Annotated in this window: 30 protein-coding genes and 1 riboswitch; of the genes, 24 read left to right on the top strand and 6 right to left on the bottom strand. The window is 50.7% G+C overall.

Features of this window, described 5'->3' with window-relative positions:
• The first annotated feature begins 31 nt into the window (after positions 1-31).
• Positions 32-508, top strand: coding sequence for a YbaK/EbsC family protein (locus tag ALO_RS04965; protein WP_004093493.1), 477 nt, complete (start codon positions 32-34; stop codon positions 506-508).
• A gap of 149 nt (positions 509-657) precedes the next feature.
• On the opposite strand, the gene ALO_RS20720 is transcribed toward ALO_RS04965, so the two are convergent.
• A complete protein-coding gene (locus tag ALO_RS20720; RefSeq protein WP_004093495.1) occupies positions 658-1,527 on the bottom strand; it encodes an ankyrin repeat domain-containing protein in 870 nt (289 codons plus the stop codon).
• 236 nt (positions 1,528-1,763) lie between these two features.
• A complete protein-coding gene (locus tag ALO_RS04980) occupies positions 1,764-2,978 on the bottom strand; it encodes a PucR family transcriptional regulator (RefSeq protein ID WP_004093497.1) in 1,215 nt (404 codons plus the stop codon).
• A 282-nt stretch (positions 2,979-3,260) separates the two neighbouring features.
• On the opposite strand from ALO_RS04980, the gene ALO_RS04985 reads away from it, so the two are divergent.
• The 4 genes from ALO_RS04985 to ALO_RS05000 all read left to right on the top strand — a co-directional run bounded on the left by ALO_RS04985 (position 3,261) and on the right by ALO_RS05000 (position 7,233).
• Positions 3,261-3,812: a cytochrome c3 gene (locus ALO_RS04985; protein ID WP_004093500.1), complete on the top strand. Its 552-nt coding sequence runs from the start codon at positions 3,261-3,263 to the stop codon at positions 3,810-3,812.
• 29 nt (positions 3,813-3,841) lie between these two features.
• Entirely contained in the window at positions 3,842-5,365 is a 1,524-nt protein-coding gene (locus tag ALO_RS04990; RefSeq protein WP_004093503.1) for a flavocytochrome c, read from the top strand.
• Between the two features lie 508 nt (positions 5,366-5,873).
• Complete coding sequence (locus tag ALO_RS04995) at positions 5,874-6,551, top strand: phosphatase PAP2 family protein (RefSeq protein WP_004093505.1); 678 nt, start codon at positions 5,874-5,876, stop codon at positions 6,549-6,551.
• Positions 6,552-6,672: 121 nt separating this feature from the next.
• Entirely contained in the window at positions 6,673-7,233 is a 561-nt protein-coding gene (locus ALO_RS05000) for a YqaA family protein (RefSeq protein WP_004093507.1), read from the top strand.
• Here the strand turns inward: ALO_RS05000 and ALO_RS05005 are convergent.
• Positions 7,204-7,848, bottom strand: coding sequence for a PHP domain-containing protein (locus ALO_RS05005; RefSeq protein WP_004093510.1), 645 nt, complete (start codon positions 7,846-7,848; stop codon positions 7,204-7,206). The two genes, ALO_RS05000 and ALO_RS05005, sit on opposite strands and share 30 nt — an antisense overlap.
• A 209-nt stretch (positions 7,849-8,057) precedes the next feature.
• Here ALO_RS05005 and ALO_RS05010 point away from each other — a divergent pair, with 209 nt between their 5' ends.
• From ALO_RS05010 to ALO_RS05025, 3 genes are all read left to right on the top strand, one after another.
• Positions 8,058-8,354: a hypothetical protein gene (locus ALO_RS05010; protein WP_004093512.1), complete on the top strand. Its 297-nt coding sequence runs from the start codon at positions 8,058-8,060 to the stop codon at positions 8,352-8,354.
• Positions 8,355-8,545: 191 nt separating this feature from the next.
• Positions 8,546-9,643, top strand: a complete 1,098-nt coding sequence (locus ALO_RS05020) for an oxidoreductase (protein ID WP_004093516.1) — start codon at positions 8,546-8,548, stop codon at positions 9,641-9,643.
• 28 nt (positions 9,644-9,671) lie between these two features.
• The gene (locus ALO_RS05025; RefSeq protein WP_004093518.1) at positions 9,672-10,343 is read left to right on the top strand and encodes a glucosaminidase domain-containing protein; all 672 of its coding nucleotides are present in this window, start codon (positions 9,672-9,674) and stop codon (positions 10,341-10,343) included.
• A gap of 64 nt (positions 10,344-10,407) precedes the next feature.
• On the opposite strand, the gene ALO_RS05030 is transcribed toward ALO_RS05025, so the two are convergent.
• Entirely contained in the window at positions 10,408-10,920 is a 513-nt protein-coding gene (locus ALO_RS05030) for an RDD family protein (protein WP_004093519.1), read from the bottom strand.
• A gap of 189 nt (positions 10,921-11,109) precedes the next feature.
• Between ALO_RS05030 and ALO_RS05035 the strand changes: the two genes are divergently transcribed.
• Both ALO_RS05035 and ALO_RS05040 read left to right on the top strand, forming a co-directional pair.
• On the top strand, positions 11,110-11,784 hold the full coding sequence (locus ALO_RS05035; protein ID WP_004093521.1) for a GntR family transcriptional regulator: 675 nt from the start codon (positions 11,110-11,112) through the stop codon (positions 11,782-11,784).
• A gap of 628 nt (positions 11,785-12,412) precedes the next feature.
• On the top strand, positions 12,413-12,808 hold the full coding sequence (locus ALO_RS05040; RefSeq protein WP_004093523.1) for a hypothetical protein: 396 nt from the start codon (positions 12,413-12,415) through the stop codon (positions 12,806-12,808).
• Between the two features lie 167 nt (positions 12,809-12,975).
• On the opposite strand, the gene ALO_RS22015 is transcribed toward ALO_RS05040, so the two are convergent.
• The gene (locus ALO_RS22015) at positions 12,976-13,149 is read right to left on the bottom strand and encodes a YjfB family protein (protein ID WP_004093525.1); all 174 of its coding nucleotides are present in this window, start codon (positions 13,147-13,149) and stop codon (positions 12,976-12,978) included.
• 162 nt (positions 13,150-13,311) lie between these two features.
• Between ALO_RS22015 and ALO_RS05045 the strand changes: the two genes are divergently transcribed.
• The 11 genes from ALO_RS05045 (at position 13,312) to ALO_RS05095 (ending at position 22,859) form a co-directional block, all read left to right on the top strand.
• Positions 13,312-14,253: a lysophospholipid acyltransferase family protein gene (locus ALO_RS05045; RefSeq protein WP_004093527.1), complete on the top strand. Its 942-nt coding sequence runs from the start codon at positions 13,312-13,314 to the stop codon at positions 14,251-14,253.
• 196 nt (positions 14,254-14,449) lie between these two features.
• Entirely contained in the window at positions 14,450-16,204 is a 1,755-nt protein-coding gene (locus ALO_RS05050) for a hypothetical protein (RefSeq protein ID WP_004093529.1), read from the top strand.
• A gap of 4 nt (positions 16,205-16,208) precedes the next feature.
• Entirely contained in the window at positions 16,209-16,403 is a 195-nt protein-coding gene (locus ALO_RS05055) for a hypothetical protein (RefSeq protein WP_004093531.1), read from the top strand.
• 122 nt (positions 16,404-16,525) lie between these two features.
• Positions 16,526-16,846, top strand: a complete 321-nt coding sequence (locus ALO_RS05060) for a hypothetical protein (RefSeq protein ID WP_004093533.1) — start codon at positions 16,526-16,528, stop codon at positions 16,844-16,846.
• A 266-nt stretch (positions 16,847-17,112) separates the two neighbouring features.
• Positions 17,113-17,838 (top strand): amino acid ABC transporter ATP-binding protein, encoded by a 726-nt coding sequence (locus tag ALO_RS05065; protein WP_004093535.1) that lies wholly within the window; start codon positions 17,113-17,115, stop codon positions 17,836-17,838.
• A gap of 35 nt (positions 17,839-17,873) precedes the next feature.
• Positions 17,874-18,689, top strand: coding sequence for a transporter substrate-binding domain-containing protein (locus tag ALO_RS05070; protein ID WP_004093540.1), 816 nt, complete (start codon positions 17,874-17,876; stop codon positions 18,687-18,689).
• The gene (locus ALO_RS05075) at positions 18,689-19,360 is read left to right on the top strand and encodes an amino acid ABC transporter permease (RefSeq protein ID WP_004093542.1); all 672 of its coding nucleotides are present in this window, start codon (positions 18,689-18,691) and stop codon (positions 19,358-19,360) included. Before ALO_RS05070 ends, ALO_RS05075 begins: the two co-directional genes overlap by 1 nt.
• A complete protein-coding gene (locus tag ALO_RS05080; protein ID WP_004093544.1) occupies positions 19,357-20,007 on the top strand; it encodes an amino acid ABC transporter permease in 651 nt (216 codons plus the stop codon). The genes ALO_RS05075 and ALO_RS05080 overlap by 4 nt, the downstream gene beginning before the upstream one ends.
• 212 nt (positions 20,008-20,219) lie before the next feature.
• The gene (locus ALO_RS21710) at positions 20,220-21,158 is read left to right on the top strand and encodes a CAP domain-containing protein (protein ID WP_004093546.1); all 939 of its coding nucleotides are present in this window, start codon (positions 20,220-20,222) and stop codon (positions 21,156-21,158) included.
• Positions 21,159-21,299: 141 nt separating this feature from the next.
• Complete coding sequence (locus tag ALO_RS05090) at positions 21,300-21,530, top strand: hypothetical protein (protein WP_004093548.1); 231 nt, start codon at positions 21,300-21,302, stop codon at positions 21,528-21,530.
• A gap of 162 nt (positions 21,531-21,692) precedes the next feature.
• Positions 21,693-22,859 carry a type III PLP-dependent enzyme gene (locus tag ALO_RS05095; RefSeq protein ID WP_004093550.1) on the top strand — a complete coding sequence of 389 codons (1,167 nt, stop codon included), beginning with the start codon at positions 21,693-21,695 and terminating at the stop codon, positions 22,857-22,859.
• Between the two features lie 126 nt (positions 22,860-22,985).
• Here the strand turns inward: ALO_RS05095 and ALO_RS05100 are convergent, their stop codons facing one another.
• On the bottom strand, positions 22,986-23,912 hold the full coding sequence (locus ALO_RS05100) for a helix-turn-helix transcriptional regulator (RefSeq protein ID WP_004093551.1): 927 nt from the start codon (positions 23,910-23,912) through the stop codon (positions 22,986-22,988).
• Between the two features lie 115 nt (positions 23,913-24,027).
• Positions 24,028-24,156: riboswitch (molybdenum cofactor riboswitch) on the top strand.
• Between the two features lie 63 nt (positions 24,157-24,219).
• On the opposite strand from ALO_RS05100, the gene modA reads away from it, so the two are divergent.
• Genes modA through ALO_RS05115 form a run of 3 tightly spaced genes read left to right on the top strand, consistent with a single transcriptional unit; the run spans position 24,220 to position 26,379 of the window.
• On the top strand, positions 24,220-25,014 hold the full coding sequence (gene modA / locus ALO_RS05105; protein WP_004093552.1) for a molybdate ABC transporter substrate-binding protein: 795 nt from the start codon (positions 24,220-24,222) through the stop codon (positions 25,012-25,014).
• Positions 25,015-25,043: 29 nt separating this feature from the next.
• Entirely contained in the window at positions 25,044-25,736 is a 693-nt protein-coding gene (gene modB / locus ALO_RS05110) for a molybdate ABC transporter permease subunit (protein WP_004093554.1), read from the top strand.
• Position 25,737: 1 nt separating this feature from the next.
• Positions 25,738-26,379, top strand: coding sequence for an ATP-binding cassette domain-containing protein (locus ALO_RS05115; protein WP_004093556.1), 642 nt, complete (start codon positions 25,738-25,740; stop codon positions 26,377-26,379).
• Positions 26,380-26,521 lie beyond the last annotated feature (142 nt).

The following is a 26,521-nucleotide window of genomic DNA, read 5'->3' on the forward strand; positions in this document are numbered from 1 at the left end:
CTCGAATTTAAACGAAACAAGGAGATCAGAAATGGCCATTGAAGCAGTGAAAGAATATTTTAGGCAATACGGCAGAGAAAAAGAGATTCGGGAATTTGCCGAATCCAGCGCCACGGTGGAACTAGCCGCTCAGGCAGTCGGGGTCATACCGGCGCGGATTGCTAAAACGTTGTCTTTTCAAGGGGAGACAGGCTGTATTTTAGTAGTGACAGCTGGCGATGCCAAAGTGGACAACGTCAAGTTTAAGGCTGAATTCGGCTTGAAGGCCAGAATGCTGACACCGGAGGACGCGCTGGCGCAAACCGGACATGCGGTGGGCGGCGTCTGCCCTTTTGGCATAAAAAACCCTGAGGTCAAAACCTATCTGGACATTTCGTTAAAACGGTTTGACACGATCTTCCCGGCCTGCGGCAGCAGCAACTCGGCCATCGAATTAACCTGTGATGAATTGTATCGCTATTCTCAGGGATTAAAATGGGTGGATGTCTGCAAAAATTGGGAAGAATAAAGAAACCAGGCCCTGATATCCTGACGGATACCGAGTCCTGGTCAGATTGCCGGCAATGAAAAGGACAGGCTCAGCCTGTCCTTTTCATTGTTATGTTTTAAGCAGCTACGGTGCTTATGTCAGGTTGGCGTAGTGCCGACGCACGTCCGTTAGTCCTTTATGGTTATGGTGAGAACTTGTTCTTTCGATAATACGTTATCCGATTTTAAGACATCCACCCGGCGGTTGGCGCTCCAAGAGGCCGAGTCCTGACCTTTTTTGAGAGGATGATCTTCGCCAAAGGCATAAACAACGACGCGGTCGGCAGCAATGCCATTGTCAACAAAGTATTTTTTTATGGTTTGAGCACGACGCTCGGACAATGACTGGTTGTAATCCCGGTCGCCCCACTGATCGGCATGACCGATCACGATAACATACATTTTATTATTTTCTTTGAGAAGTTTAAGATTGTCGTTCATTACCCCAGCTTGATCGGCGCGGAGAGCTGCCTGATCAAAATCGAAGTATACTGACGACAGCTGTTTGCTGCTGACTGTTACGGGCGCCGGGGCTTCCGGAGCTGGAGTGGATTTTTTACCCCAGTTCTTCAAAAATTCAACCATTTTGGTTTGATTGTTGTCTTGGGCGATTTGAAGGGCCGTTTTGCCGTTGTTATCGACAGCATTGATGTCAGCCCCATTTTCCAACAGCAGTCTTGCTACGTCAATATAACCCTGTTGAGCGGCATACATTAAAGCAGTTTTGCCATCCTTGTCTTTAGCGTTAACATCTGCGCCTTTGTCAATCAATATTTTTGCAACATCGGTGTGTCCCTGATAGGCCGCCAGCATCAGGACGGTTTTGCCATCCTTGGCTTTTAAGTTGGGGTCTTCGCCCTGGTCCAGCAAAGATTGCACCTGAGTGGTATTACCGTCTTTTACTGCAGTCACTAATGCTTTCTCTTTTTCAGAGCAGCCTGATACAAGAAGCATCGCAAAGACCGCCAGTAACAAGGCAAACTTGGAAACCAATTTCATAGCAAATATCCTCCGTTTTTCAAGCTTATTTGAAACCATTCTGCGAGAACAACTCGTTTTCTATTCTGGAAAATTCACCCCCTAGAAGTTTTATGTACCTATTTTACCATAATCTTCGCAACTAATAAATCCGACTTAACGCTTATCCATAATTTACCTTGCAGGACCGGCAACCTACGAACAGATAGAGAGGATGAGTGCACTGTCCAAGGAGTATGCTAGAACCCGGCTGCTTATCATTTAATAAAGCCGGTTGACAGCAGCAGCTCATACACCTTCAGCGCCGCGAACAGATTGGTCCGGTCCTCCATTTTTTGCAGGTCCAGGCCGGAAAGTTCCTCGATCTTTTTCAGGCGGTACCGGAAGGAATTGATATGCAGGTGCAGCCGGTCCGCCGTTGTTTTATTGTCCAGGTCTGCATCGAAGAAGCAGCGCAGAGTCTCCAGGAGATCCCGGTTATTGGCAGCGTCAAAAGTCAGGATTGAGCCTAGATAGCGGTTGCAGAACTGTTTCAGATCAGTAAGATCATTATTGCAAATCAGGGTGAAGAGTCCTAAGTCAGAAATGTGCCGGATACCATTTTTCCTACTGGTCAGCTTGGAAAGGTGCAGGGCGAAGAGCGCTTCCCGGTAGCTGCGGTGAAGTTGGCTAATGGTGTACTTATTGCCGATGCCAATGGCGACAGGGTAGTTGAACTTGTCCCGGATGTCCGCATAGTGCCGTTTGATATTGGTCAAATGCCGGTCCCAGCCATACTCGACCTCCAGAGTCCTCTTGTCATAATGCGTCGGGCAAATCAGGACCAAGTAGTGATTGTCCCAAATCGTGCAGAAAATATCCAGGCTATTGTCAACCAGCCATTCTTTGGTATAAGAATGGAGCGTCTGCATTTCCCGGTTATTTAGAGAGATTCCCGGTTCCATGACAGTTACGTAATACAGGCTGTCCAAGTCCAGATTCAGCAGGGGATGGCTGTGCTTCATCAGATCTTTGATATTAATATTTCGCAGCAGTATATCGGTAATAAAATTGTGGAAGTACATATCTTCAATCGCTTCGACAGCCGCTACGCGGGTTAAGTAAGTTTTCACCGCCAGAGCCGCCTGTTCCAGCGGCTTTTGGCAGACGGCGTAATCCGGCGGGTCTACTTCCTCCACGATGATAAAGCCGTCTTGATTCCCGCTGCCGACCCGGTAGTATAAGGTTCTGGTCAGCTCATGATAAAATGGCCTTTGGTTCTGATCCCAATCCGGTAAAGACAGGTAATGGTTGGTAAAATATTCTGCCTCTTTATCCCTTTTACCGTTGCCGGTATAGATCATTCCCTTATAATCGGTGATGGTTACCGGTTTCCGGGTGGATTCCCGGAGATAGGCCATTACTTTCTCCAGGTGATTTAATTCCAAAACGGAATTTGTCAGCAAGACGGTTATGTCCTCTGTCCCAGCCATGACGCTGTTCCTCCTGCCGTATGATTATTTCCTCCGCTTATGATTTTCCATAAAACACGAAATGAAAAATATACAGTTTGACAAGATTTTTGCCAAAAATTTGTATTGAATGACAAAGGGAACGATATGTGAATCATCGAACGTGTGAATTATCAAAATTCTTTTAATGATACCCAGCAAGCACCGCTTCTGGCGTATGGGATATATTTCTATCATACCATGCCAAGGTGGAAAAGGCTATGCCGGGTTATTTAGTTTGGACTGAAGGGAGGGAGAGCGGTTATGACAGAACACGATGCTCAAAATTCAGAAACCCCTAAGAACTTTTTTTTACGAAAAAAGCGGTGGCTCATCGCTGCCATGGTGATCTTTTTCCTTGGAATAACAATTGTCGCCGCTGGTTTGAAAGCCGGCGAGAATCCGAGATTTTGCGCTAATTGTCACATTATCGAACCCTATTATCAGTCCTGGAAAGAGGGGCCGCTTTTGGCCGCCAGGCATAGCGCTGAAAATGTTAACTGTACTGATTGCCACCAGGCTACTATCGTGGAGAAGATGCATGAGGGCTTTGCCTATGTGACCGGTCAGTATGAAGATCCGTTAAAAGAGCGCAGCGCCACCCGGGAAGACTGCCTCAAATGCCATCAGGACGATTGGCAGCAGACGGTTACCGCCACCCAGTATGATCATCGTAATCCTCACGACTCTCACTTGGGAGAGATCGACTGCAGTCTTTGCCACAAAATGCACCGGACATCCGAAGTATATTGCGCTCAGTGCCATGAGTTTGACTGGTTCAAGAAGCTTGGCAGCGATTGGAAACAATCGCAATAAAACTACACGAAATAAGAGGAGGGACTTCCATGGACCAAAATTTAAACCGGCGTAATTTTATCAAGACAACGGCAGCGGCCGGCCTGGCAATTGCCTCAGCGGCGGTGCTGCCTGGCTGTTCAGCTGCCACCACTGGCAAGGGCGGATCGGTCAGCTGGAAGGAAGAGGCGGATGTCGTGGTCGTCGGCTCAGGCTTCGCCGGCCTGGCCGCCGCCATTGAGGCTGTTGCCGCCGGATCCAGCGTGAAGGTGCTGGAGAAGATGCCGATTTCGGGCGGCAACTCCATCATTAACGGCGGCGACCTGGCCGCCGCCGGAACAAAAATGCAGGCCGAAGCCGGCATTAAGGACTCCGTGGACCTGATGGTGGAGGATATGTTAAAAGCAGGTTCTTATCTCAACCACGTGGAAAAAGTCCGCCTATTGGCGGAAAAATCCAGTGAAACTGTGGACTGGACCATGAGTCTGGGCGTTAAATATCGCAGGGTCAACTTCCATGGCGGCCATTCGGTGCCGCGGGCCCATGCCACGGCCAATGCTTCCGGCGGTGATATTGTAAAAGCCGAGCTGGCCAGGTTAAAAGAAAAAGGAGTCAATGTGGCCAAAAATAGCAAAGTGGTCCGGCTGATTCAGAACGATGCAGGCCGGGTCCTTGGCGTGGAAGTGAAGACCGGTTACAAATTTGGCGATGAAAACAGCGGCACAACCTCGTTCATTAAAGCGAAAAAGGCGGTGGTGCTGGCTGCCGGCGGTTTTTCCCAGGATGTAAGAATGCGTATGATTCACGATCCCCGCCTGACGGACAATCTGGACAGCACCAACCATGCCGGCGCCACCGGCGAACTTTTGCGGGAAGCGCTGAAACTGGGAGCAATGGATATCCATATGGACTGGATCCAATGCGGCCCCTGGACCAGTCCGGATGAAAAAGGCTTCGGCTATGTGCCCCAGTTCTGCGAGCGGCTGGTGGGCTATGCGCCGATGGTAAACCCCAAAACAGGCAAACGATTTATTAAAGAAACCGGCGACCGCAAGGTCAGAGCTGACGCCATCCTGAAGTTCGGCTATCCGGTAGTCATCCTGGGTGATTCCTACGCGGTCCAACGCCAGATAGTGCCCAAAATACTGGAAGCCGGCATGAAAAATGGCTCTGTCAAGAAATACGACACTTTGGAAGAACTGGCTAGAGCCTATGAAATTCCGGTAGGACCTTTCCTGGAAGAAGTCCGCCGCTGGAACTCCATGGTGCTGAACGGCAAGGACACCGATCATGACTGCTTAATCCTGGAAGGAGCCAAACCCACGATCGAAGGGCCTTTCTACGCTGCCAGACTATGGCCGCGGGTTCACCATACCATGGGTGGTCTGCTCACCAATCTCAAAGCTCAGGTCATCAATCAGGACTACAACCCGATTCCAGGGCTGTATGCTGCCGGCGAGATCACCGGAGGCATACATGGCGCTGTGCGTCTGGGAAGCTGCGCCCTGACCGACTGCCTGGTGAACGGCCGGATCGCCGGCCAGGAGGCGGCCAGGGAGCAAGCCTGGACTTAAGAATATCCTAGAAATCTGCACAAAATTCATCTGCAGCTTTGAAATAGGACCCTTTTCAACGGTCTCCTAGGACATTGCAACAGAAAATCAAGGCAGCATCACAAGCCGGAGCGCCTGCTTTCACAGGGCTCCGGCTTTTAAAACCGCTTTTTTCAACCGGTCCTCAAGGATTGTAAAATATTCTGCCGAACATATAGTACTGTCACTATGAATTGTACTGCCTAAGGAGCGTGACCCATCATGATCGTTACCCTGCTACAGGATCCCTGCTGCCGGCCCAGATGAAAGAAACTGCTTTGCCTGCCGCTGGCTGCCTCTGATGACAGCGGCTTTTATCAGTCGGTTAAACTGGATGAACCTTCCGATACCGTTATGCAGGCTTATGATATTTACACAATATTAGTGTTACCCTAACATATCCCCTCCGGCACCTATGGTATCATGATAAAACATAGGTGAAACCAATGCAAAAGCCTTTTATGCGATCAATAACGGAGGGGTACATGTCATGTTGCAGGAATATCAGTTTTACGGGAAGCCGAAACGTTACATCTTTGCCGTCACAGTGGGAATAGCCGTTGGTCTGGCTACAATCCTGCATGTTCTGCTGTTTGGACAAGGCGATAATGAGCTTGTCACGGAAGCGGCCCTGATGATCGGTCTGCAAGGCAATGACATTTTTTTATGGAGTACCAACCTGTATCTTCTTTATTGGGCGTACCGCAGGGGGATAAAAAGCGTGATCCCCCTGACTCTCTGGCTGAATTTTTTCATTTGGGTTTGCGTTCAGGGTTTTAAGCTGATCGCACTGGGCATTCAGACGATGGGATGGGCATCCCTCGCCTGGACGCTTCGCCCCACCGGCGAAGCGATGGGCTTTCCCAGCGGCCATGCAGCCCATGCCTTTGCCATGGCCTTGGTGCTGACCTGTTTTTATCCGCGCTGGACCTGGCTCTGGTATACATGCGCTGCGGCTATTTCCTGGTCGCGGGTTGAAAGCAGCGCTCATACCGATTTGCAGGTTGTAGTGGGCACCATAGCCGGCCTGATCATTGCCTGGGTGATGATGGTCCGGTGGCTGCGGGAAAATGACGCCCAAAAGGCCGGGCTGTTCGACGAATCAGCAACGGCCCTGCCTGTCGGAACCAATCGGCTTAAACGGGCCGCTCCCCTAAGCCTGGAATGAGTTAAAGAAGCACGTTGCAAAACTCATCTGTATCCTCGAATCAGGGGCCTTTTTCAACGGTCTCCTAAAGAAGGTGATTGCAGTAGATCCCTGGCTTGACCTGCTGTTAGGATGGGGCTGGATGGGACTGACGGTGGTTACATTCACCGAATCGTTTATTTCACCGCTGATGCCGGACCTTATTTTGGTGCCGCTTTGCCTGGCTGATCCGGCCAATGCCATTTATTATGCTGCCTTGGCTACGACAGCATCTGTTGCCGGGGGATTTATCGGCTATGGCATCGGCATGTGGCTGGGACCGGGAGTATTAAGCCGCTTTCCCGCGGCCCGGACAGCCATGGAGAAAGTAGAGGCCTATTCCACAAGAGAGGTGGCCTGGGTCATCTTTCTCGCGGTGATGTCCCCCCTGCCATACAAGGTGATCAGTATTACCGCCGGAGCATTGCGCGTCAACTTTCCTATGTTTATTTTAATTTCTTTCGCCGGACGGGCCAAACGGTTTATGATTGAAGGCGTTCTCATCTATTATTTCGGTTCGGCGGCCATTGAACTGATTCGCGAGTATTCGCTGGCCACAACGGCGGTGATTGTCGGTATTTCTCTTATCTGGAGTGCCGTATGGTGGCGGCGGCGCGTGAAGAAACATGAACTTCTAGCCACCAAGCAGGGATTGAAGCCTTAAAACATGCAGGTGCAGGGGAATAGGGCGGCAGCAGAGCTCTCCCGCTTGCAATTGATGCATAAATTCGCTCGGACCGTTGAATTGATCCATAGACACAAAGCTATATCCCATTTCCCGTACCGAATGGCAGTCACTGCCCACAGTGACTGCCTTGTCATATTTTTTGGCAAATTGCCGGGCTTTTTGGTTATCGGCGTTTAATATGATCCGGGAGTTATATATCTCAATGATGTCCACATTAGCCGCAATTTCCAATAATGCCTCTGTTTTCAGGGCCGACCGGCGCAGGCGGTCGAAAGGATGAGGAATGGCCACCAGACCTCCCTGATCTTTGACGGCAGCGACTGTTGCCTGGGGAGACAGTCCTCCCGGCACTTCCCGGGAGAGAAAATAACCGATGATTTCACCGGCAGTGGTCAGGATCTCTTCGCCGACGACGACGGGAAAAGGCGCATGCTTTGCCAAGGCTGCGGCGCCGGCGATCGTATTATGGTCTGTGACGCAAATGCCGTCCATGCCTTTGGCCCTGCAGGTCTCAACCAGTGAATCCAGAGAGAATTGCGAGTCGTGGGAATAACAGGTGTGGACATGGCAGTCGATGCGGAGTTTCGTCATATGCGGTATGCCTCTCTTATAAATAAATTCCCTGCCTATAGTTTAATGTAGCATTATAACGATACAGCCCCCCGAAAAAAATTCCTGCGGCTTCGGTATTAATTTTCAATTAAGTTTTTTTACACCCATGCAAAAAGTAGTAGAATTCTTCTAACTAATGAAGTATAATATTAATAAATAATAATTATCAATAAAGGAGAATTATTAAAATGATAAATAAGGAAAAACAAGCGGCTAAATGCCTGGATGGCAGCACAGCCGGCAAAGGGTTTGCCCGTACTGAACAAAGCAACATCGTGGCGGAAAATTACGGTTCAGGCAGTAAGGGGTTTGCGACGATGGATTTCGGTCAAAAGACTCAATTTTCGGCGCCGGAAAATTATTGCCCGGAATGCAGCACCACCGGCAAAGGCTTTGCCCGCACCGAGAAGAATCACATTGTCGCCGAAAACTGCGTCTGTCCGCGGAAGGGGTTTGCCAGCATTGATTTTGGCAGCAGAGCATAGTTTTGGCATTCACGTCTGGTCCGGTAATTCCAGGGATGCTTGCAGCGTCCCTGGAATTATTATTTTGGGAATTTTTGCGCTGCAGGCGGTTATGGGTGAAAAAAGGATTCGGCTTCATCCGGATGGAACACTTCTGAGAGAGTTATCTGCCGGTATCGGCGAATAGAATAAGCATAGAGGAGGCATATTACGTGGGTACTTTATTCGAACCGGCTTCCCTGGGAACACTTAAGCTGCGCAACCGTTTTGTCAGGTCGGCGACCCAGGACTGGCTGGCCGAAAAGGACGGACAAATTTCCGATGCTCAGATAAGCCTTTATACGGCCCTGGCAGCCGGCGGCGCCGGGCTGATCATTACGGCCCATTCGGCGGTGTCTTTGCCTTTGGGCCGGGCCGGCAATCCCCAGAATGCCATTTCCCACGACAAGTATATTGCCGGATACAGCCGTTTGACTGATGCCGTACACAAACACGGCGCCCGTATCATTCTGCAGCTTTCCCATGCCGGATGTCAAACCGACCGGGAACTAACCGAAGGGGAAATGCCGGTCGGGCCTTCGGATGTGTTTAATGCCCAGGGCCTTCGGATCGCCCGGGCCATGACCCACGGCGAGTTAGAGAAACTGATTGACGATTTTGGAGTTGCGGCGATGCGGGCTAAACGGGCCGGTGTGGACGGGGTGCAGGTCCACATAGCTCACGGCTATGCCTTGGCCCAGTTTTTGTCGCCCTGGAGCAACCAGCGTACCGATGACTACGGCGGGTCCCGGGAAAACCGGCTGCGGTTATTGGCCGAAGTGATCTGGCGGATACGGGAAGCGGTCGGCGGGGACTTTCCCGTGCTGGTTAAGCTGAACACCACTGACGGCGTGGATGCGCCCGAAACTCTGACTTTGGATGATGTGGTTTGTGCCGCTCAGACTATTGCCGATCATGGCGCCACTGCCATTGAAGCAAGCGGCGGCACTGGGAGGGTAAGCCGTCTGGTCATGGCTAATACTGGCATCGTGAAACCTGAGCAGGAAAGTTATTTTGCCCCGGCGGCAGCTGCCATTAAGGCCAAAGTCAGCCTGCCGGTTCTTCTGGTAGGGGGCAACCGGTCTCGGGCGGTTATGGAAGCGAATTTGGCCCAGGGTAAGGCTGATTTCATATCCCTCAGCCGTCCTTTTGTCCGGGAGCCGGATCTGGTCAACCGGCTGGCGGCCGGACAGGAAAAAGCCGCCTGCATTTCCTGCAATGCCTGTTTTAACCCCAAAGGCCTGCGTTGCTGTTTTACAGACAAAAAATAAACGTTCAACGGATTATCAGGAGGAAAATGTGAAAATAATAAGTCCCAAAGGCGGGAATGGGAAACGATGCAGCTGGATTCACCTGGCGGTTTTGGCGGCCGCCTGCTGGCTGGCAGGGGGCAATTCAGCGGTCGCGGCGGACCTTTATGGTCATCCGGTGCACTGGGAGATGCTGCGGACAGAGACGCCAATGGATCTGACTATTCACGGCGAGCCGATTGCCACGCAGGAACAATGCCTGCAGTATCTTCTGCGGCGCAATTCCCTGCCCTTTTTAACGGTGAGCCCCGCGCAACTGGTAGAGTATTATTACAGGGAAGCCGGACGGGAAGGCATTCGGCCGGATGTGGCTTTTGCCCAGGCCCTTCATGAGACCGGCAACTTCCGGTATGGGGGAGATGTGGTTCCCCTGCAGAATAATTACTGCGGTTTGGGAACCACCGGCGGCGGGGTTAAAGGCGCCTGGTTTTCTTCGGCAGAAATCGGTGTAAGAGCGCAGATCCAGCACTTGTTGGCCTATAGCGCTACCCGTCCGCCGATTATGCCGGTGGTGGATCCCCGCTATCATTTAGTAAAAAAAACCGCTTATTTCGGCCAGATGGTTACCTGGACCGATTTAAACGGTAAATGGGCGGTGCCTGGCCGGACGTACGGCCAGAGAATCTTGACTATTCATGAATGGATTCTGACCGGCAAGTAGGAGACCGCTGAAAGAGGCCCATCTGGGCCACTTCAACCTCCTGCAGCAGACTCCTAAATCGGATCTAAGAATCTGCTTCCAGCACATTGATGGTTACCAGACTAATGAATCCGATCATAACGATTACTGGAATGGCAGTCACTGCCATTCTTTTTGCGAGACTGCGCCTGTCAGGGCACAGGACGATATCGGTTTCCGCGGCTATATCTCCGATCCGCCGGCCGTAAAAGATGAGAGTCAGCAAATCCAGAGGCCATATGACCGTAAACACATTGCGCAGCATTAGTTTTCCGATAGCCGGGATTTCATTGTGGTTGCCTATGTTGCGCACGGCAAGGCGCAACAGCCATCGCCCCGGACTCACACCGTTTACGCAGTCTTTGATGGTTATCAGCAATATCCCGAACAGCATGGAAATAGTTGTAATCCGCATAAGGTCATTCATATCGCCGTTTTCAAAATCCATTTCCCACAAAATCACAAAAATCATACTCAATCCAATCAGCATGTGATCGATGCAAAAAGCTGCAAATCTTCTGATCATTGACGCGCTTTGCAATGTACGTATGTGTAGCATAAACGGTTTCTCCTCTGTCAGAACTAAAATGAAATGCTACCATTACTATCGACATTTTTACGCTTTATTTAAATAAGAAGTGCGGGATTTAGATGTTTTTTTACAATTATCTGTTATTCGTGTTAAAATAATTGTGTTACAATATACATGTATGTGCGTGTTCGGGACCTGAAGGAGGCAACACATAGGATGAAAGAAATGAAATTTACTTCCGCCGGTGAGGACTCTTTAAGCAATAAAGTATTTAAATTTGTTAAAACCCAGATTATCAACGGAGGCTATGGGCCTGGAGAAATCCTGCTGGAAGGAAAATTGGCCGATGAATTGGGCGTCAGCCGCACTCCTGTCCGTGAAGCCATCAGACTGCTGGAAATGGAAGGGCTGGTGGAGACCGCGCCCAAAAAAGGGACAGTCGTATTGGGAATATCGTCTAAAGACGTTCAAGATATCTTTGCCATCCGGCAATTGCTGGAAGGATTGGCAGCCCGCCTGGCGGCGGAGCGGCTGACAGGCGACGAGCTGAAAGAGTTGCAGAAGACGTATGACTTAATGGAATTTTTCACTCAAAAAGAGGATCCTGAGGAACTGACTGATTTGGATAACCGGTTCCATCATATTATCTACCAGGCCTCCGGCAGCAGGATACTGAACCTGACCCTGCACAATCTGCACTATTACGTGCAGCTGGCCCGTCTGGATTCTCTCCGGTCGCCGCAACGTCCGCCCCATGTGATCGATGAGCATAGAGCCATCCTGGATGCTTTGGCGAAGCGCAATCCCGATCAGGCTGAACAAGCCATGGTTCACCACGTAAAAATGGCTTACCGCAATATCTCCAGTCATTTTCCCGAAACCAACCGGTAATGCATCGGAACCGGACGTTTTTTGTCCGGTGAAATAGGGTTTTTAAGCAACAGGCGAACATCATTGAATGTTCGCCTGTTTACTTTTCAATCAGGCAAATGCGGCGCAGCAATGCTATCCGTCTTTTTGCTGTTTCTTCCTGGCCCGGAATTTTTACCTTCATCAGACTGGCGCCTGTATTGTCGCACCGGCGTTTGGCCTCGTCATAGAAAAACCAGCGGAATTTATGCGCCTCATTTGGTAAATACTAAAATTGACAGACCAAGGTGAGGCATAAGTAAGTGGTAGATAGTAATTGTTTACTTTATTAAACATTTATTGTCAGGCTTGTCTTGATTTTGTCACAGTTATCAGTTATAATTTCCAATACAAGGATAAATTTTCCAATTACAAGGAGACGATGTAATATGTTTTATTTATTTCAGGTAATTATCCTGGCATGGTTTTCCAATTACATATCGCGCAGACTGGCGAAAGAATAACGATTTGACGAAGGACCGCCCAGGGGGCGGTTTTTCGTTACCCAATCGATCAGATTAAAGTAGTTTTTGATTTTATCCGATAATATCAATGACAATTTAACGGGCGGTTGTTTAGATTTGCCCAACAGCAACAGGGAGGGTTCAGGATGGATGTGAGTCGAGTAGGATTGACCCTGTCGACGACCGGACAGGGAAACAGCGCGGGGAAAAATTCCGGCACGACAGGCGGCAAGGCGGCAAAGCAACAATATGTTACGGTTCAGGAAGGGGATTATCTATACACCTATTTGGTTATCGGCGATCATATCAGAGTCCTCATTGGCCGTACGGCGGCGGATAAGGAGGATGATGAAGGAGAACAAAGCGGGCAAGAGCAGGATCAGTTAACCGGCATTGATGCGGAAGCGGCAGACAGACTGAACGTTGCGGCTAATCAGACCGGAGAAAATAATAAGCGGAGACTTCTTGAATATGCTTCCAATATGGATGTTGAAACTTTTTTACAATGCCGGCAGACAGTAATGGCAAAGCAGCATGCCTAGAAAAGACAGCAGCAAGGCAGACAGAGCTGGAGGAAATTTCTAGTTCAAAAAAGCCAAAAAATAAGCAAACACCGCATTCAAGCCGCAAGGCATGAAGCGGTGTTGTCTGTCTTTTAATTCACATTTTTAATGACACAGAAGCCGCACCCAAAGATGCGGCTTGGTTGCTAGGCTTTTACATCGACAGCGCTTCCTAGACTGGGGGATGGAGGAACGAGAATATTCAACATAGCCTGCTGGCTTGCCTCGGTGGTATCCAGCGCCTTCTTGAGCAGCAAAATACCGGCATTCCCTTGTACCTGAGCTTGCGAGTTCACTGTTGACAGTGCAGCAATATCCATAAGACCCCTCCTTTGGTTATAGTATACATCGGCCGGAGGCAAATAACAATGGGGTATGGCTGCCGTCATAATTTCGTCATACTTTTTACTTATAATAGTAACCGAAAGAGGATTCGTAATTTTTGCATGAATAAGCCGTCTGGAGCTGAATGGAGAGCAATGATGAAAGGATTTGTACAATATCACATACTTAAAATTCTCAGTCATTTGATTTCTTTTCTGCCTTATTCACTGATTTGCCGGATTGGCCGGGGAATAGGACGTCTTTATTTTCGGGTGGCCGGGGGACAGCGCGAACGGGGAATTGAGCAGGCCATGCACAGCCTGGAAATTCCCTATAATGAAGCCAGAGGGCTAATTCGCGAAGTGTTTTGCAACTTGGGGCAAACATTGATGGAAGTCTTGTATATTCCGGCATTAGCCCGCAAGGATATCAGCCGGTATGTTTCCATTGAAGGCTTGCCTTATTTGGAAGAAGCTTTAAACGCAGGGCGCGGTGTGGTGCTCCTTACCGCTCATATGGGTAATTGGGAATGGCTGGGCGCTGCCCTGGCGCATACCGGCCTGCCGATAACCACCATCGTTAAACCGCAGCCCAATGCGCAATATACCCGCATCCTGAATGAATACCGGAGACAAGTTGGATTAGAAGTCTTTAACCGCGGGTCGACAGAAATTGTCAAGGCGGCCCGGGCGCTAAAACAAGGCAAGGCATTGGGCTTTCTCGCCGATCTGGATGGCGGGACGGAAGGCATATTTGTGGATTTTTTTGGGAGTCCGGCATCTACACCTGTTGGTCCGGCGCTTTTTGCGAAAAAATTTAATTCTGCCATTATCCCGGTATATGCCTATCATCTGCCTGGCGGCGGCCACCGGGTAGTCATAGAACCGCCGCTGTCCTATGAGCATTGTGTCGACCCTGAACAGGAAATTTTGCAAAACACGGTAAAAATGACCCGCACGATTGAAAATGCAATTAGAAAGCACCCCTCGGAATGGTTGTGGTTTCTCAGGCGTTGGCATACGCCGGAAGACAATGGAAAGAAGCGGAGTTTCATTGACCGCCGTCCGAGCCATACGGCTGCTGATCCTGCCATCCGGTAAAGCTGGCTGCACAGCCAATGATGAAATGAAAGCCTATAACAGCCCCCTATGTAGAGTCCTAATCCTACATAGGGGGCATGTTCTTTATAATGAATAAAGTTAGGACAAATGCTCTACTGACGGTAGCAGGTAATTTAGCGATTTTTGACGAACCATATACTCACATTGAGTAGGCGAGAGTGCAAGAGGTGATTCAATGCCAAGCAATCGCGTCGTAAAAGCGGAGACCCTGATCCATGCAGATGTCGAAGATAGGCTCCTGACTCTGGAAAATAGTCTCCTTGTGGTTTCCGGCAATATCGGTTTAGTATCCGGCCAAATGGAAGCCGTCAGTCGCGGGATGATCTCTATACAAGCCCAATTGGCCGAGTTGGCTCAGGATTTCCACGATTTTATCCAGCGGGATATCATGGCTAAACAGCTCCAGTTAGCGGAGACGAGACTGGTAAAGGTGCGGCAGGAACTTGAGAATAATTTTGGTCACTATGATGAAATCCGGCGGCGGACTACCGGCATCATCCAGACAGTGGATGTCAATATTGTGCGGCAGGAGACCATTTGCAGCGTAACGGAAGAATTAATGCTGGCAGTTCCGCGCTATTGGCTCGCCCCGGGTCTGATTGCCCTGGCTGCCTGGCTGAATGACAATCAATTGCTTGCCGAACGTGCCGTGCGGGAGGCGCTGCGCCGGGATGATGAGAAAACTTCGCTATTTTTCGCCTTGGTATGCCGGCGCGGCAGCAGGCTTCAGGCAAGCCGGATCTGGCTCGAGCGCTATCTCAGTCTGCAAAATCCGCAGGCACTGGACAGGCAGATTGTAGTATTAATCGACGCCTTTGCTAACGGGGTGTTTGGACCCGATATCCAAGGTCAGTGCGTAAAGCCCATAGAAGCATGGATTCAGGATCTTTCTGCTGCGCCAGGTTTTAGGGAGGAACAGCAAAACCTGTGGACCGCGGCCCTGGAAGCGAAACTGGCTGACAGCGATATTGGCGGGTACCATTATCTTCGCCAGTACAGTCCTGAATGGGATAAGCTGCAGGCGGCATTGATTGGCGCAAGATGGCATCAGATGATTTACGATGATTTTGCAGCACTGTTTATGGCTGCGGCAGAACCTGAGCCGGATCTGATCGCAGCCGTTGATGACTTATTGGCTAAGCTGGCGACCTGCTTTGATAAAGAAGAACTTCCGTTGCGGCGGGATGAGCGCCTGCTTTTGCTGATTATTGAAGAACAGGGTGATAAAAAGGCGGCCCAGAGCCGTTATGAGGCGGAATGCAAGGCACTCGATGAAACGATCGGTTTCAGCCAGCTGTTAACGAATTTTGCTCTGCATCCTGCACTGTCTCAAGCATCTAAGGCGACACAAAGGCTGGCTGTCGCCCTGTCCCGGGACTGGATTATTAGGGCTTATGACCGCATTGCGTCTCAGAGACGGTCAGAAGCGCCGCAGGAGATTACCATATCTATTGAAGGGTGGCGCGGGACGATCCCAGTCGGCGCTAATGGGCAGGAATTGATCGATTCCCTGGACAATTATCACCGGGAGCAAATGGAACAGGCTCTCCAGTCAACAAAACTGAATTTGCTGGATTGGTTTGCGGTTATCGCCGGTATCGATTTTCTGATTTTAGGCGCTTATTTTATGAATTTCTTTTATTTTGCCATCGGCCTGGGCGGAGTTATCTGGTTCTTATCGGTCAGGCAAAAAGTACGTAAGTATAGAAGGCAAACCAGTGAGGTTTTAGCCAGACTGCGTGATGATTCACGGCAAATATTGCAGGCGGCGTTAGCTGAGGCGGCGGAATGGCAGCGCAGCTATGCTGCAGGGGAAGCAGCAGCGGCGAAGGTAGGGCAGTTATTAACTGCGATTACCCCGGAGCGGTATATTTTATCCAGGCAGGACATTGCCCGTCCGGCGATAACCCGGGCGGTGCCACAGGGGTGAGGCTATGGAAAGGCAACTTCCCGATCACTACAGGATTACTTTGGGCATTCAACAGCCGGAAGAAGAGCGGGAAAGCCCTGGCGGCAGCGGCAGCAATGCCCGCGGCAGGATGGAATCACCGCTGGCTTCCCGCTTTCCCGGCTGGGATCTTTTGCCCCCGCCCCGTCTCAACTGCAGGCGGGAAACCGAAACACGTTGAAAGGCGCTTGGCGCCTTTCTTTTTTTTATGCATCCGGCGGGTCAGTCATAGTTTTATCATATTTCTCCCCTATAATTTAAATCAGAACCCGGGAACCCTAAAAAACCAAGAGGGGATATAGTATGAACAATATAGTAAAGAAAACCATTGTCTATTCTCTGATAGGCATTATGCAATTGGGATGGGGCATGACCGCTTTAGAGGCGGCATCCAGACAAGACCGATGTGAGAAAAAATATGAAAAGCGTCACGTAACCCGGGCGCAGCGGGTCAGAGAAGAAAATGAACGGCATCGGCGCGAGATGCAGCGGCGTCACCATGAAAGCGCGCGTGACTGGCGTGAGCGTCAGAAACGGGAAAAAGACCATCATGAGGAGGTCATGAGAACGATTGGAGGCTTGGCGCTGCTGGCGATCATACTGAACAATGCTGATGGCAATTAGAGGGTCAAAAACGGCTGACTCTGCGGCAGCACCATGGAATATACCGGTGGTTATGGAAAATTAAGATTTTGTCAAATTTACTTGATTATACGAAACAATCGCGGTATAATTGTTATCAATAATACAATGAACAGAGACATTATACCGTTGTGGGAGGATTGACAATTCCATATCCATTGGCGAGCAGAGACGCTCCATTCGGGTGAAGAGTATTTCACTGGATGAAGCGTCTTTCTTTTGTAGTTTTGAAGAAGGGAGGAATGCGGTTGATTACACTGCAGAAAGTAAATAAGTTTTTTGGCCGGAATCATGTTTTAAAAGATATCGAGCTGACCGTCCGGACCGGAGAAAAATTGGTGGTGATCGGTCCCAGCGGTTCGGGAAAAAGCACGATGATCCGCTGCATGAATCTGCTGGAGCGGCCCGACAGCGGCCAGGTCCTGGTGGATGGGGTCAACATCACCCCAGCCGATGCACCGGTCAATCAGGTGCGGCAATCCGTCGCCATGGTGTTCCAGCAGTTTAATTTGTATCCTCATAAAACCGTATTGGAGAATCTGACCCTGGCGCCCATGCTGGTCAAAGGCGTCAAAAAAGAAGAAACCGAAGAAACCGGCATGGCCTTTCTGGACAGGGTGGGCCTGAAAGAGAAAGCCTTTGCCTATCCATCCCAGCTTTCCGGCGGCCAGCAGCAACGGGTGGCTATCGCCCGGGCTCTGAACATGCATCCCAAGATCATGCTGTTTGACGAGCCTACCTCAGCTTTAGACCCGGAAATGATCAAAGAGGTGCTGGATGTCATGGTGGACCTGGCCAATGAAGGTATCACCATGGTGGTGGTGACCCATGAAATGGGCTTTGCCCGCCGGGTGGCCGACCGGGTCATTTTCATGGATGAAGGCCAGATCATGGAGCAGGGAACGCCGGAACACTTTTTTGTCAACCCGGAGAATGACCGGACCAAATTGTTTTTGAGCCGGATTTTGCATTAGATAGATTAATAAATAAAAAGACGGGGGAATTTAGCATGAAAAGACAATATTTCCTACTTTCTCTGGTAGTCCTGTTCATCATCAGCCTGCTGGCGATGGGATGCGGCGGCACAGCCCCGTCTCAGCCGGCTAAAAGCGATGCGGCGCCGGAAATTAAAGCGATCCAGGACCGGGGTATCTTAAAGGCCGGCATCAAGGTGGATGTGCCGAAGTTTGGCTATAAGGATCCGCAAACCGGTAAGATTGAAGGATTTGAAATTGATCTGGTCAAGGCTCTGGCAAAAAAACTGGTAGGCGACGAAAATAAAATCGAACTGACCGGCACAGTGGCCAAAACCCGCGGACCGCTGCTGGATAACGGCGATGTGGACCTGGTCGTCGCCACTTTTACCATTACCGAAGAACGCAAGCAAAGCTATAACTTCACCGATCCTTACTTCACTGACGGCGTGGCTCTGCTAGTGAAAAAGGCCGGCGGCTATCAAAGCCTGAAAGACCTGGCCGGCAAAAAAATCGGGGTAGCCCAGAGCTCCACCAGCCGTAAAGCCGTTCAGGCCGAAGCTGACAAACAGGGCATCAAAGTGAATTTCCTGGAGTATGGTTCTTATGCTGAAGTAAAAGCGGCCCTGGATTCCGGCCGGGTAGACTGCTTCAGCGTGGATGCGGCTATTTTATTCGGTTATCTGGATGCCTCCACCGTCGTTTTACCGGATCGTTTCAGTCCGCAGGAATACGGCGCGGCTACCAAGAAATCCAACGTGGCCTTGGCCAAGCTGGTGAATGATACGTTTAATGACATGAAAAAATCCGGCGAGATGGATAAACTGCTGGCGAAGTGGGGTCTGAAATAGTGCCCGGCCCCTTCGCCGGGTTTAAATGGCTGGCGCTGCTGCAGGACTGGCAGGTGTTCGCCGAAGGGCTGGCCACAACGATTGCCGTGGCTGCCCTGGGGCTGACTCTGGCCCTGGTTCTCGGGACCCTGCTGGGTATTGCGGGCGCAGCACCCGGACGGATGTTCCGCCTTATCAACCGGATCTATGTAGAGTTCATCCAAAATACGCCTTTAGTGATTCAGGTTATCTTTTTGTACCATGGATTGCCTCACATGGGCATTGTCCTGTCGGTATTCGCCATCGGCGTGCTGGGGGTAGGCGTCTACCACGGCGCCTATATCGCCGAAGCCATCCGCGCCGGCCTGCAGGCGATTCCCCGGGGGCAGCTGGAAGCAGCCTATTCCCAGGGGTTTACCTATTGGCAGGCCATGCGCCATATCATCCTGCCTCAGGCCAAACGCATCGTCTATCCGCCCGTCACCAACCAGGCAGTCAGCCTGATCAAAAATACCTCAGTCCTGGCGATGATCGCCGGCGGTGACCTGATGTATCATGCCGATTCCTGGTCCAGCGGCAATTTATACTACGGTCCGGCTTATGTGGCAACCGGTCTTTTGTACCTGGCTCTTTGCTATCCTTTGGCCAAATATGTCCGATATCTGGAGAAAAAGGCGGAGGTAGCCCTATGATTCAGGAATTATTGCATCCGGCAATCGGATTGTTTTTCCTCGACGGCCTGCTGGTAACCCTGCACATCGCGGTATCGTCTATTGTCCTCAGCCTGATCTTTGGAACGGTCTTAGGAGTGGCTCAATACTCACAGTCGCCGCTTTATAGCAGGATGGCTACCTTTTATATTGATACCGTACGGAATATCCCCCTCCTCTTGTTCATCCTGGTGGCCCGGTTTACTACCGGTCTGCCGCCTGTTCATTCCGGTATTTTTGCCATGACCGTCTTTACTTCGGCGGTTATAGCCGAAATCATCCGGGGCGGCTTAAACTCGGTTCACAGGGGACAATGGGAGGCGGCCCGTTCCCAGGGTCTGTCTTATTATCAGACTTTGAGGCATATCGTATTGCCTCAGGCATTCCGTAATGTGATTCCCCCTTTATTATCCCAGTTTACTACGGTAATTAAGGATACGTCCTTTGTCTGGGCGGTAGGAGTGGAGGAACTGACCGGAAGAGGCATGATCATCATGGGCAAATATGGATCCACCTCCCAGGTGTTTGCCATCTTCGGCGCCATCGCCGCCACTTATTTTGTCGTTAATTACCTGCTTTCGCTGGCCGCAAGATACCAGCATGGGCGATTGGCCGCCCGCAGCTACTAAGGGAGCGTTGAAAAAGGTCCCCGGATTCGAGGCGCGCCGAGGGAGAGTATTAGCATAAAAACCGTTCAACTGCCTGGGCATAGTTCCCAGAACAGTTGAACGGTTTTTGTATGAGAAGCGCAAATTGAAGGAGTTTTTGCCGTTTGGGCCGAAAATACAACAAGCATGAATCATTCCATTTACAATTCAGTTACATGTGAGGAGGCTGAGCAATGGTTTCTTTGGGAAAGAAAATGGGGCGGCTTTTTCTTTTGGCCGGTATGACGTTATGCCTGATGCAGGCTGGCGCCGGGGCGGCAGCATATGTAGCAACTGAAAAGCCGGTTTATTCACCTGGCGAAGCTATTGTGGTCATATTTAAAGATTTTCCCGCAACCCAGTCCGGCTGGATTACCGTTGTGCCAAGCAGTGCCAATCCTGAGCAGTACGGGCAATGGTGGCCTCTGAGGGAGCAAGCCGGTGGAACGTTGATTTTCGACGGGCTGCCGGCTGGCGAATACGAAGTCAGAGGTTTTTTTGACGGAAAAAGTAACCCTCAAAGCATCAAAACCCCGCTTCAGGTCCAGGTTAAGGCCTCATTCAGCATTGTCCGTGAAGCCAAACCGGCTTTACCGGTGGTGTCTGTTAAGGAAACAGAAAATCTGAGCGCCCAGGAGGCCCATTTGGCCAGGCTGATCAATCAGTACCGGCGGGATAACGGCCTGGGGGCTATCCCGGTATCCCGGACATTAACCCGGGTAGCCAGACTGCATGTAAGAGATCTGGATCAATATCAGCCGCAGAATGCTACGGACAGCCGGGGCCTGCCGGGCAATCTTCATAGCTGGTCCGACAAGGGCAATTGGACATCCGTGATTTATACCGCCGATCACCAATATGCCGCCGCCATGTGGAATAAGCCGAGGGAAATCAGCAATCAGATTTATTTGGGCAATGGATTTGAGATCGCTTTTGGCACCCAGGGACATCAGGCGACACCGGAAAGTGCGCTGGCTGCCTGGCTAGACAGTCCCGGACATAAAGCCGTCATTATGGAAAGCGGTGACTGGCAGGATAAGCACTGGCCAGCTATGGGAGTCGCCGTATATGGCGGATATGCCGTAGTTTGGTTTGGCGACACAGAGGACCCGGTAGGCTATTATAGCCTTTAAGTGACAGAAAACTTAGAATTAAACTAAGGTATTTTCAAAAGAAATTTGGCAGGATATAATATATATGTACATGTCGAATTTTACCGCTACTGTTTAATTATACTATATTACTAATTAATGAATACCAAGGAGGTTTACTCAGTGAAAGAGGTATCTATTGAGGCCTTGACGCCGGGAATGACCCTCGGTCGCAGCATCAGCAGCCCGGATGGGAAAATCGTGTTAAGCCAGGGGACTGTTATTACGGAGTTTTGGCTGACGCGAATTAAACAATGGAATTTAGGAACAGTCATGGTTACTGAACAAACCGGCCAGGAGGAAATCTCCGAAGCCGAACTGGCGCACCTGTTGCAGCAGGCTGGCACGGTTTAACACTTCCCGGTTTCCTCAAATTTCTTTATTTCTTCCTCTTTTCATATTTTCATATTGCACTTTTTTTGTGGTATGTTAAAATCATATCGTATCTTTTTGGTGAATACTACTATCATCATTTAGTAGTCTAAGTGAAGAAATATGAATGTAGGGGAGAGTGTTATGTATAACCAATTTCGCTTGACGCAACAAGCTGCCGAAGCACTGGCAAGCAACTATGGGACGCCTTTGTTAGCTCTTTCTACTCAGCAAATCGAGTATAACTACCGTTTTCTGCAAGAACATTTGCCAGGTGTTACTCTTCATTATGCGGTTAAATCTAACCCGGCGGCGCGTATCGTTGATACCCTAGCGCAACGGGGCTCTCATTTTGACGTAGCTTCCGACGGCGAGATGGAGCAACTGACGGCGCAGGGAGTAGCGCCGGAACGCATGATCTACGCAAATCCTGTTAAGACGATCCGCGGTTTGGCTACTGCCAGCCGATTGGGTATTCAAACTTTTACCTTCGACAGTGAAAGCGAAATTGGAAAAATGGCCAGGGAAGTACCAGGCGGCAGAGTCCTGCTGCGGGTACGGGTGGAGAATTCCGACGCCCTGGTTGACCTGAACAAAAAGTTCGGGGCTCTGCCTTCTGAGGCATTAAGACTATTGAACATTGCGCATGAGAAAGGACTGGATGTAGCCGGCCTGTGTTTTCATGTCGGCAGTCAATCTCACAGCGCTCAGCCATATATCGAGGCCATTAGGGTCTGCCGTTCCTTGTTTGATCAGGCTATTGCCGCCGGACTTCCCATGCGGATTCTGGATATTGGCGGTGGCTTTCCTATTCCGGCCGGTGAAAACCCGGTTGATGCAGGCCAACTGTGCGATCAAATCAGTGATGCTCTGGGCCGGTACTTTGCCGGTGTTGAGATTTGGGCTGAACCGGGCCGGTTTATCTGCGGCACTGCCGTGAACCTTTTGACCCGGGTGATTGGCTCTCAGGTCCGGAACGGGCAACAATGGTACTTTTTGGACGAAGGGCTTTACGGCTCCTTCTCCGGTGCGATTTTTGATCACTGGGATTATGAAATGGAGAGCTTTAAGAGTGACAGGAAGATTCCGGCGACCTTCGCCGGACCCAGCTGCGATTCCATGGATGTGATGTACCGGGATAAACTGACCGCGCCGTTGGAACTGGATGATCTTTTAGTAGTGATCGGGTGCGGCGCCTATACATCAGCCTCAGCTACTGTATTTAACGGATTTGCCAAAGCGCCGATTGTCGTCTGGGAAGACCAGGAAGAGGCGGTCGCTGAACAGCTCTGCTTTCGTTGCGCTGTTTGACAGAGGATCTTTAATGGCGCCGGTAAGTTGAGATATTGTAGACAATCCCCGGATGTCTGCCCTGCGTGCATGACGTCCGGGGATTCTTTTTTTGTCGGAGACAGGGTGAATTGAAGAAGGGGGGCCTTAGGTCTCGGCGAGGATTTTGCCGGTCTCGGACACATCATACCCGCCCAGGCCGGCGATCTCATCCTGGAATTCAGCGGAGCGCAGCACTTGGAACAGGGCCTGAAAGTGGGGTTTGGACATATCTTCCTGGCGGATGACAATGTCGTAGCGTTCCTTTTGCAAAGGGATAAAGCCAATGTCTGCCACCTGCAGAGCGGCTTTTTCGATGCCTAAGCCTACATCAGCCAGCCCTCTGGCCACATAGCCAGCCACTGCCAGATGACTCATTTCCTCATGGTCATAGCCGGCGACGGCGGCGTGGTCAATGGCCAGCAGCCGCAGATGCTCGTCCAGGAGAACTCTGGCCCCTGATCCCCGTTCCCGGTTCACAAACCGCAACCCGGGCCGGGTTAGATCAGACCAGGTCCGAATGCTCAGAGGATTGCCCTTGGTCACATAGAAGCCTTCCATCCGGTAGGCCAGGTTGATGATCAGGGTCTTGTGCCCCGGCAGCAGCCGCCGGACATAGGGGATGTTGTAAGTATCGGCATCGCTGTCCCAGAGATGAGCCGTGACTACATTGGCTGAGCCGCGATAAAGGGCCAACAGGCCATCGATACTGCCGATGTAGTTCCGCAGAAAGCGGGCATGGGGCACTTCTCGCTCCAGGCGGCGGGTCAGAATGTCCAGGACTATGTCCTGCCCACAGATAATCAGACCTTCCTGCTCTGGGAAAGAGGCCGGGGCAATGGGGCTAAGAGTAGGAGCCGGCGAAGTTCCTTTGGATTTTTTAATATAGACCGCCAGGTCCGGAGCCTCAATCCGCATTTTGCGGCCGATGCGATAGGCGGTCAGTTCGCCGCGTTTTACCAGTTCGTAAACGGTAAAACGAGATATTTTGAGGATCTTGGCTATTTCTTCCGGGGTGTAAGAGATATCGTCCATATAGTTCACCTCTATAGAAATTATGAAACATTAGATATTGCACGCACCGCTAATATAGATTATAATAACAGCAAATATAAGTATGGTTTTGTTTGGTTGTGTTGAGTTATGTTAGAGACTAATCCGTCTTCGAGCCTTGCTGCCTACCGACTATTCCATGGCAGCCTGGCCTGGGCTTCGGTCCGCGGGTATTACCGGAAACGGTCATGCCTACCGATTGTAAAGGAGGGGATTGCGGTCCGGGCAATGTAGCCCTGCTCTCTCCGGGAGCAGGGTTTTAGTATTATTATGGAGGAGGAAGTACATAATGAAAAGAATCTGTCTTTGGTCTCTGATTATTATGATCGCGGCCGTCTTTGCTGCCGGCTGCGGCGGCTCCAAGGAGTCTCCCAGGCAGGCCGCTCAGCCGGTAGAACTGTATGTATCGGCGGCAGCCAGCATGAAAGATGCTCTGCTGGAAATTCAAAAACAATACGAAGCGGAAAATGCTAATGTGAAGCTGATTTACAACCTGGCGGCCTCCGGTACGCTGCAAAAGCAAATTGAACAAGGCGCTCCGGTGGATCTGTTCGTTTCAGCCGCTCCCGCCCAGATGAATGCACTGGAGAAGCAAAACCTGATTCAAAAAGAAAGCCGTAAGAATCTGCTGGAAAACCAACTGGTGCTAATTGCGCCGGAAGGATCGAAAGCAGCCCTTACCGGCTATGAGGACCTGACGAAAGACGCAGTGAAAAAAATTGCTATCGGTCAGCCGGATGTAGTGCCGGCCGGTCAATACGCCAAAGAGGCTCTGACCAAGATGAATCTGTGGGACAAGCTTCAGGATAAATTTGTCCAGGCCAAAGACGTGCGGGCCGTGTTGACCTATGTGGATACCGGCAACGTGGATGCCGGCATTGTGTACCGTACCGATGCGGCTGTAGCCAGCAAGATTAAAATCATTGCCGCCGCGCCGGCCGGAACCCATGCGCCGATTATTTATCCGGCGGCGGTACTGGCTAACGCCAAGCAACCCAAGGCAGCCGGCGACTTCCTGACCTATCTGTCAGGACCGGAAGGAAAAGCAGTCTTTGAGAAATATGGTTTCGTGATGGCGAAGTAAAATTCCTACCGGGTACAGGGGGGCTATTCATGCTTGACTGGCAGCCAGTCGTCTTGTCGATAAAAGTCGCTTTAATGTCTCTAGTCGCTGTGGCTATCCTGGGAGTAGGAGCGGCATTTGTCATGCGGCGCCGGGAGTTTCCCGGCAAAGCGGCGGTAGAGGCGGTCTTTACCTTACCTCTGGTCCTGCCGCCGGTAGTTACCGGATTCTTGCTGCTGCTTCTTCTGGGACGTTATGGACCGGTGGGCCGGCTGCTGTCAGAAGTCTTTCAGGTTCAGCTTATTTTTACTCCTTACGCCGCGATGATCTCCGGCACAGTGGTGGCTTTTCCCCTGATGTATCAGAGTGCCAAGGCGGCTCTGCAAAGCGTGGACCCTCATTTGGAAGATGCGGCCCGTACTTTGGGAGCCGGTGAAGGCAGGGTGTTTTTTAGCGTCACCTTGCCTTTGGCTTGGCCCGGTTTGCTGGCAGGCTTGGTGCTGTCTTTTTCCCGGGCTTTGGGAGAATTCGGCGCCACAATTATGGTGGCCGGCAATATTCCCGGTAAAACCCAAACTCTGCCTCTGGCCATCTATTTTGCCGCTGAGTCCAATGACCTGACTCTGGCCGGCCTGTATGTGATTATTATCAGTTTGATGACCTTTGCTCTGATTTTCTGGCTGAACCTCTGGTCTAAAACCAGAGATAAAAGGCGCATCATACCGTTCGGGGAGGTGGGGTAAGGTGCTGACAGCCAATATTGAGAAGAAGCTGCCTGATTTTACGCTAACCATGCAGTTTACCATGCAGAATGAAGTTCTGGTCCTGTTTGGACCATCCGGCTGCGGCAAGACAACCACCTTGCGATGTATCGCCGGTTTGGCTCAGCCTGATCAAGGGAAGGTCAGCCTGAACGGAGACGTTTTTTTCGACAGTCAGGTTAAAGAAAATGTACCGCCTCGGTTAAGAAAGATGGGGTACATGTTTCAGGATTTCGCCTTGTTTCCCCACATGAGTGTGAAGAAAAATATTGGCTACGGCATCAAGCAGCCGGGTAAAAAAGCCGATGAACTATATACCCGTTTGCTGGATCTTTTAAAAATCAGCCATCTGACCGACCGCTACCCTCATAGCCTGTCAGGCGGAGAAAGACAGCGGGTAGCCCTGGCCAGAGCCCTGATGGCCGAACCGTCCGTCCTGCTCCTGGATGAGCCCATGTCCTCCCTCGACAGCGAAACCCGCCGGGAGTTGCAGGACGAACTCAAGCGTCTGCATACACTGTGGCAGATTCCGTTTATTTTGGTCACTCATGATCTGCACGAGGCCAGGAAGTTGGGGGACCGGATTGTATTTATGGAGCAGGGACGCCAGGTAGAGGGCCGTTAACCACGTGTTAAGATTCAAGAATAATTTAGTTTTATGCAACGACAGAGAGCTAATATTTTTGCAGAATACGACTTAGAAATAGCCGGACCTTTGGCCGGCTATTTCTTTTGGACCGTAATGGATGCGCATAATCCCCTGCTTC

Origin of the sequence: Acetonema longum DSM 6540, assembly GCF_000219125.1 — a bacterium.
GTDB classification, from domain to species: domain Bacteria; phylum Bacillota; class Negativicutes; order Sporomusales; family Acetonemataceae; genus Acetonema; species Acetonema longum.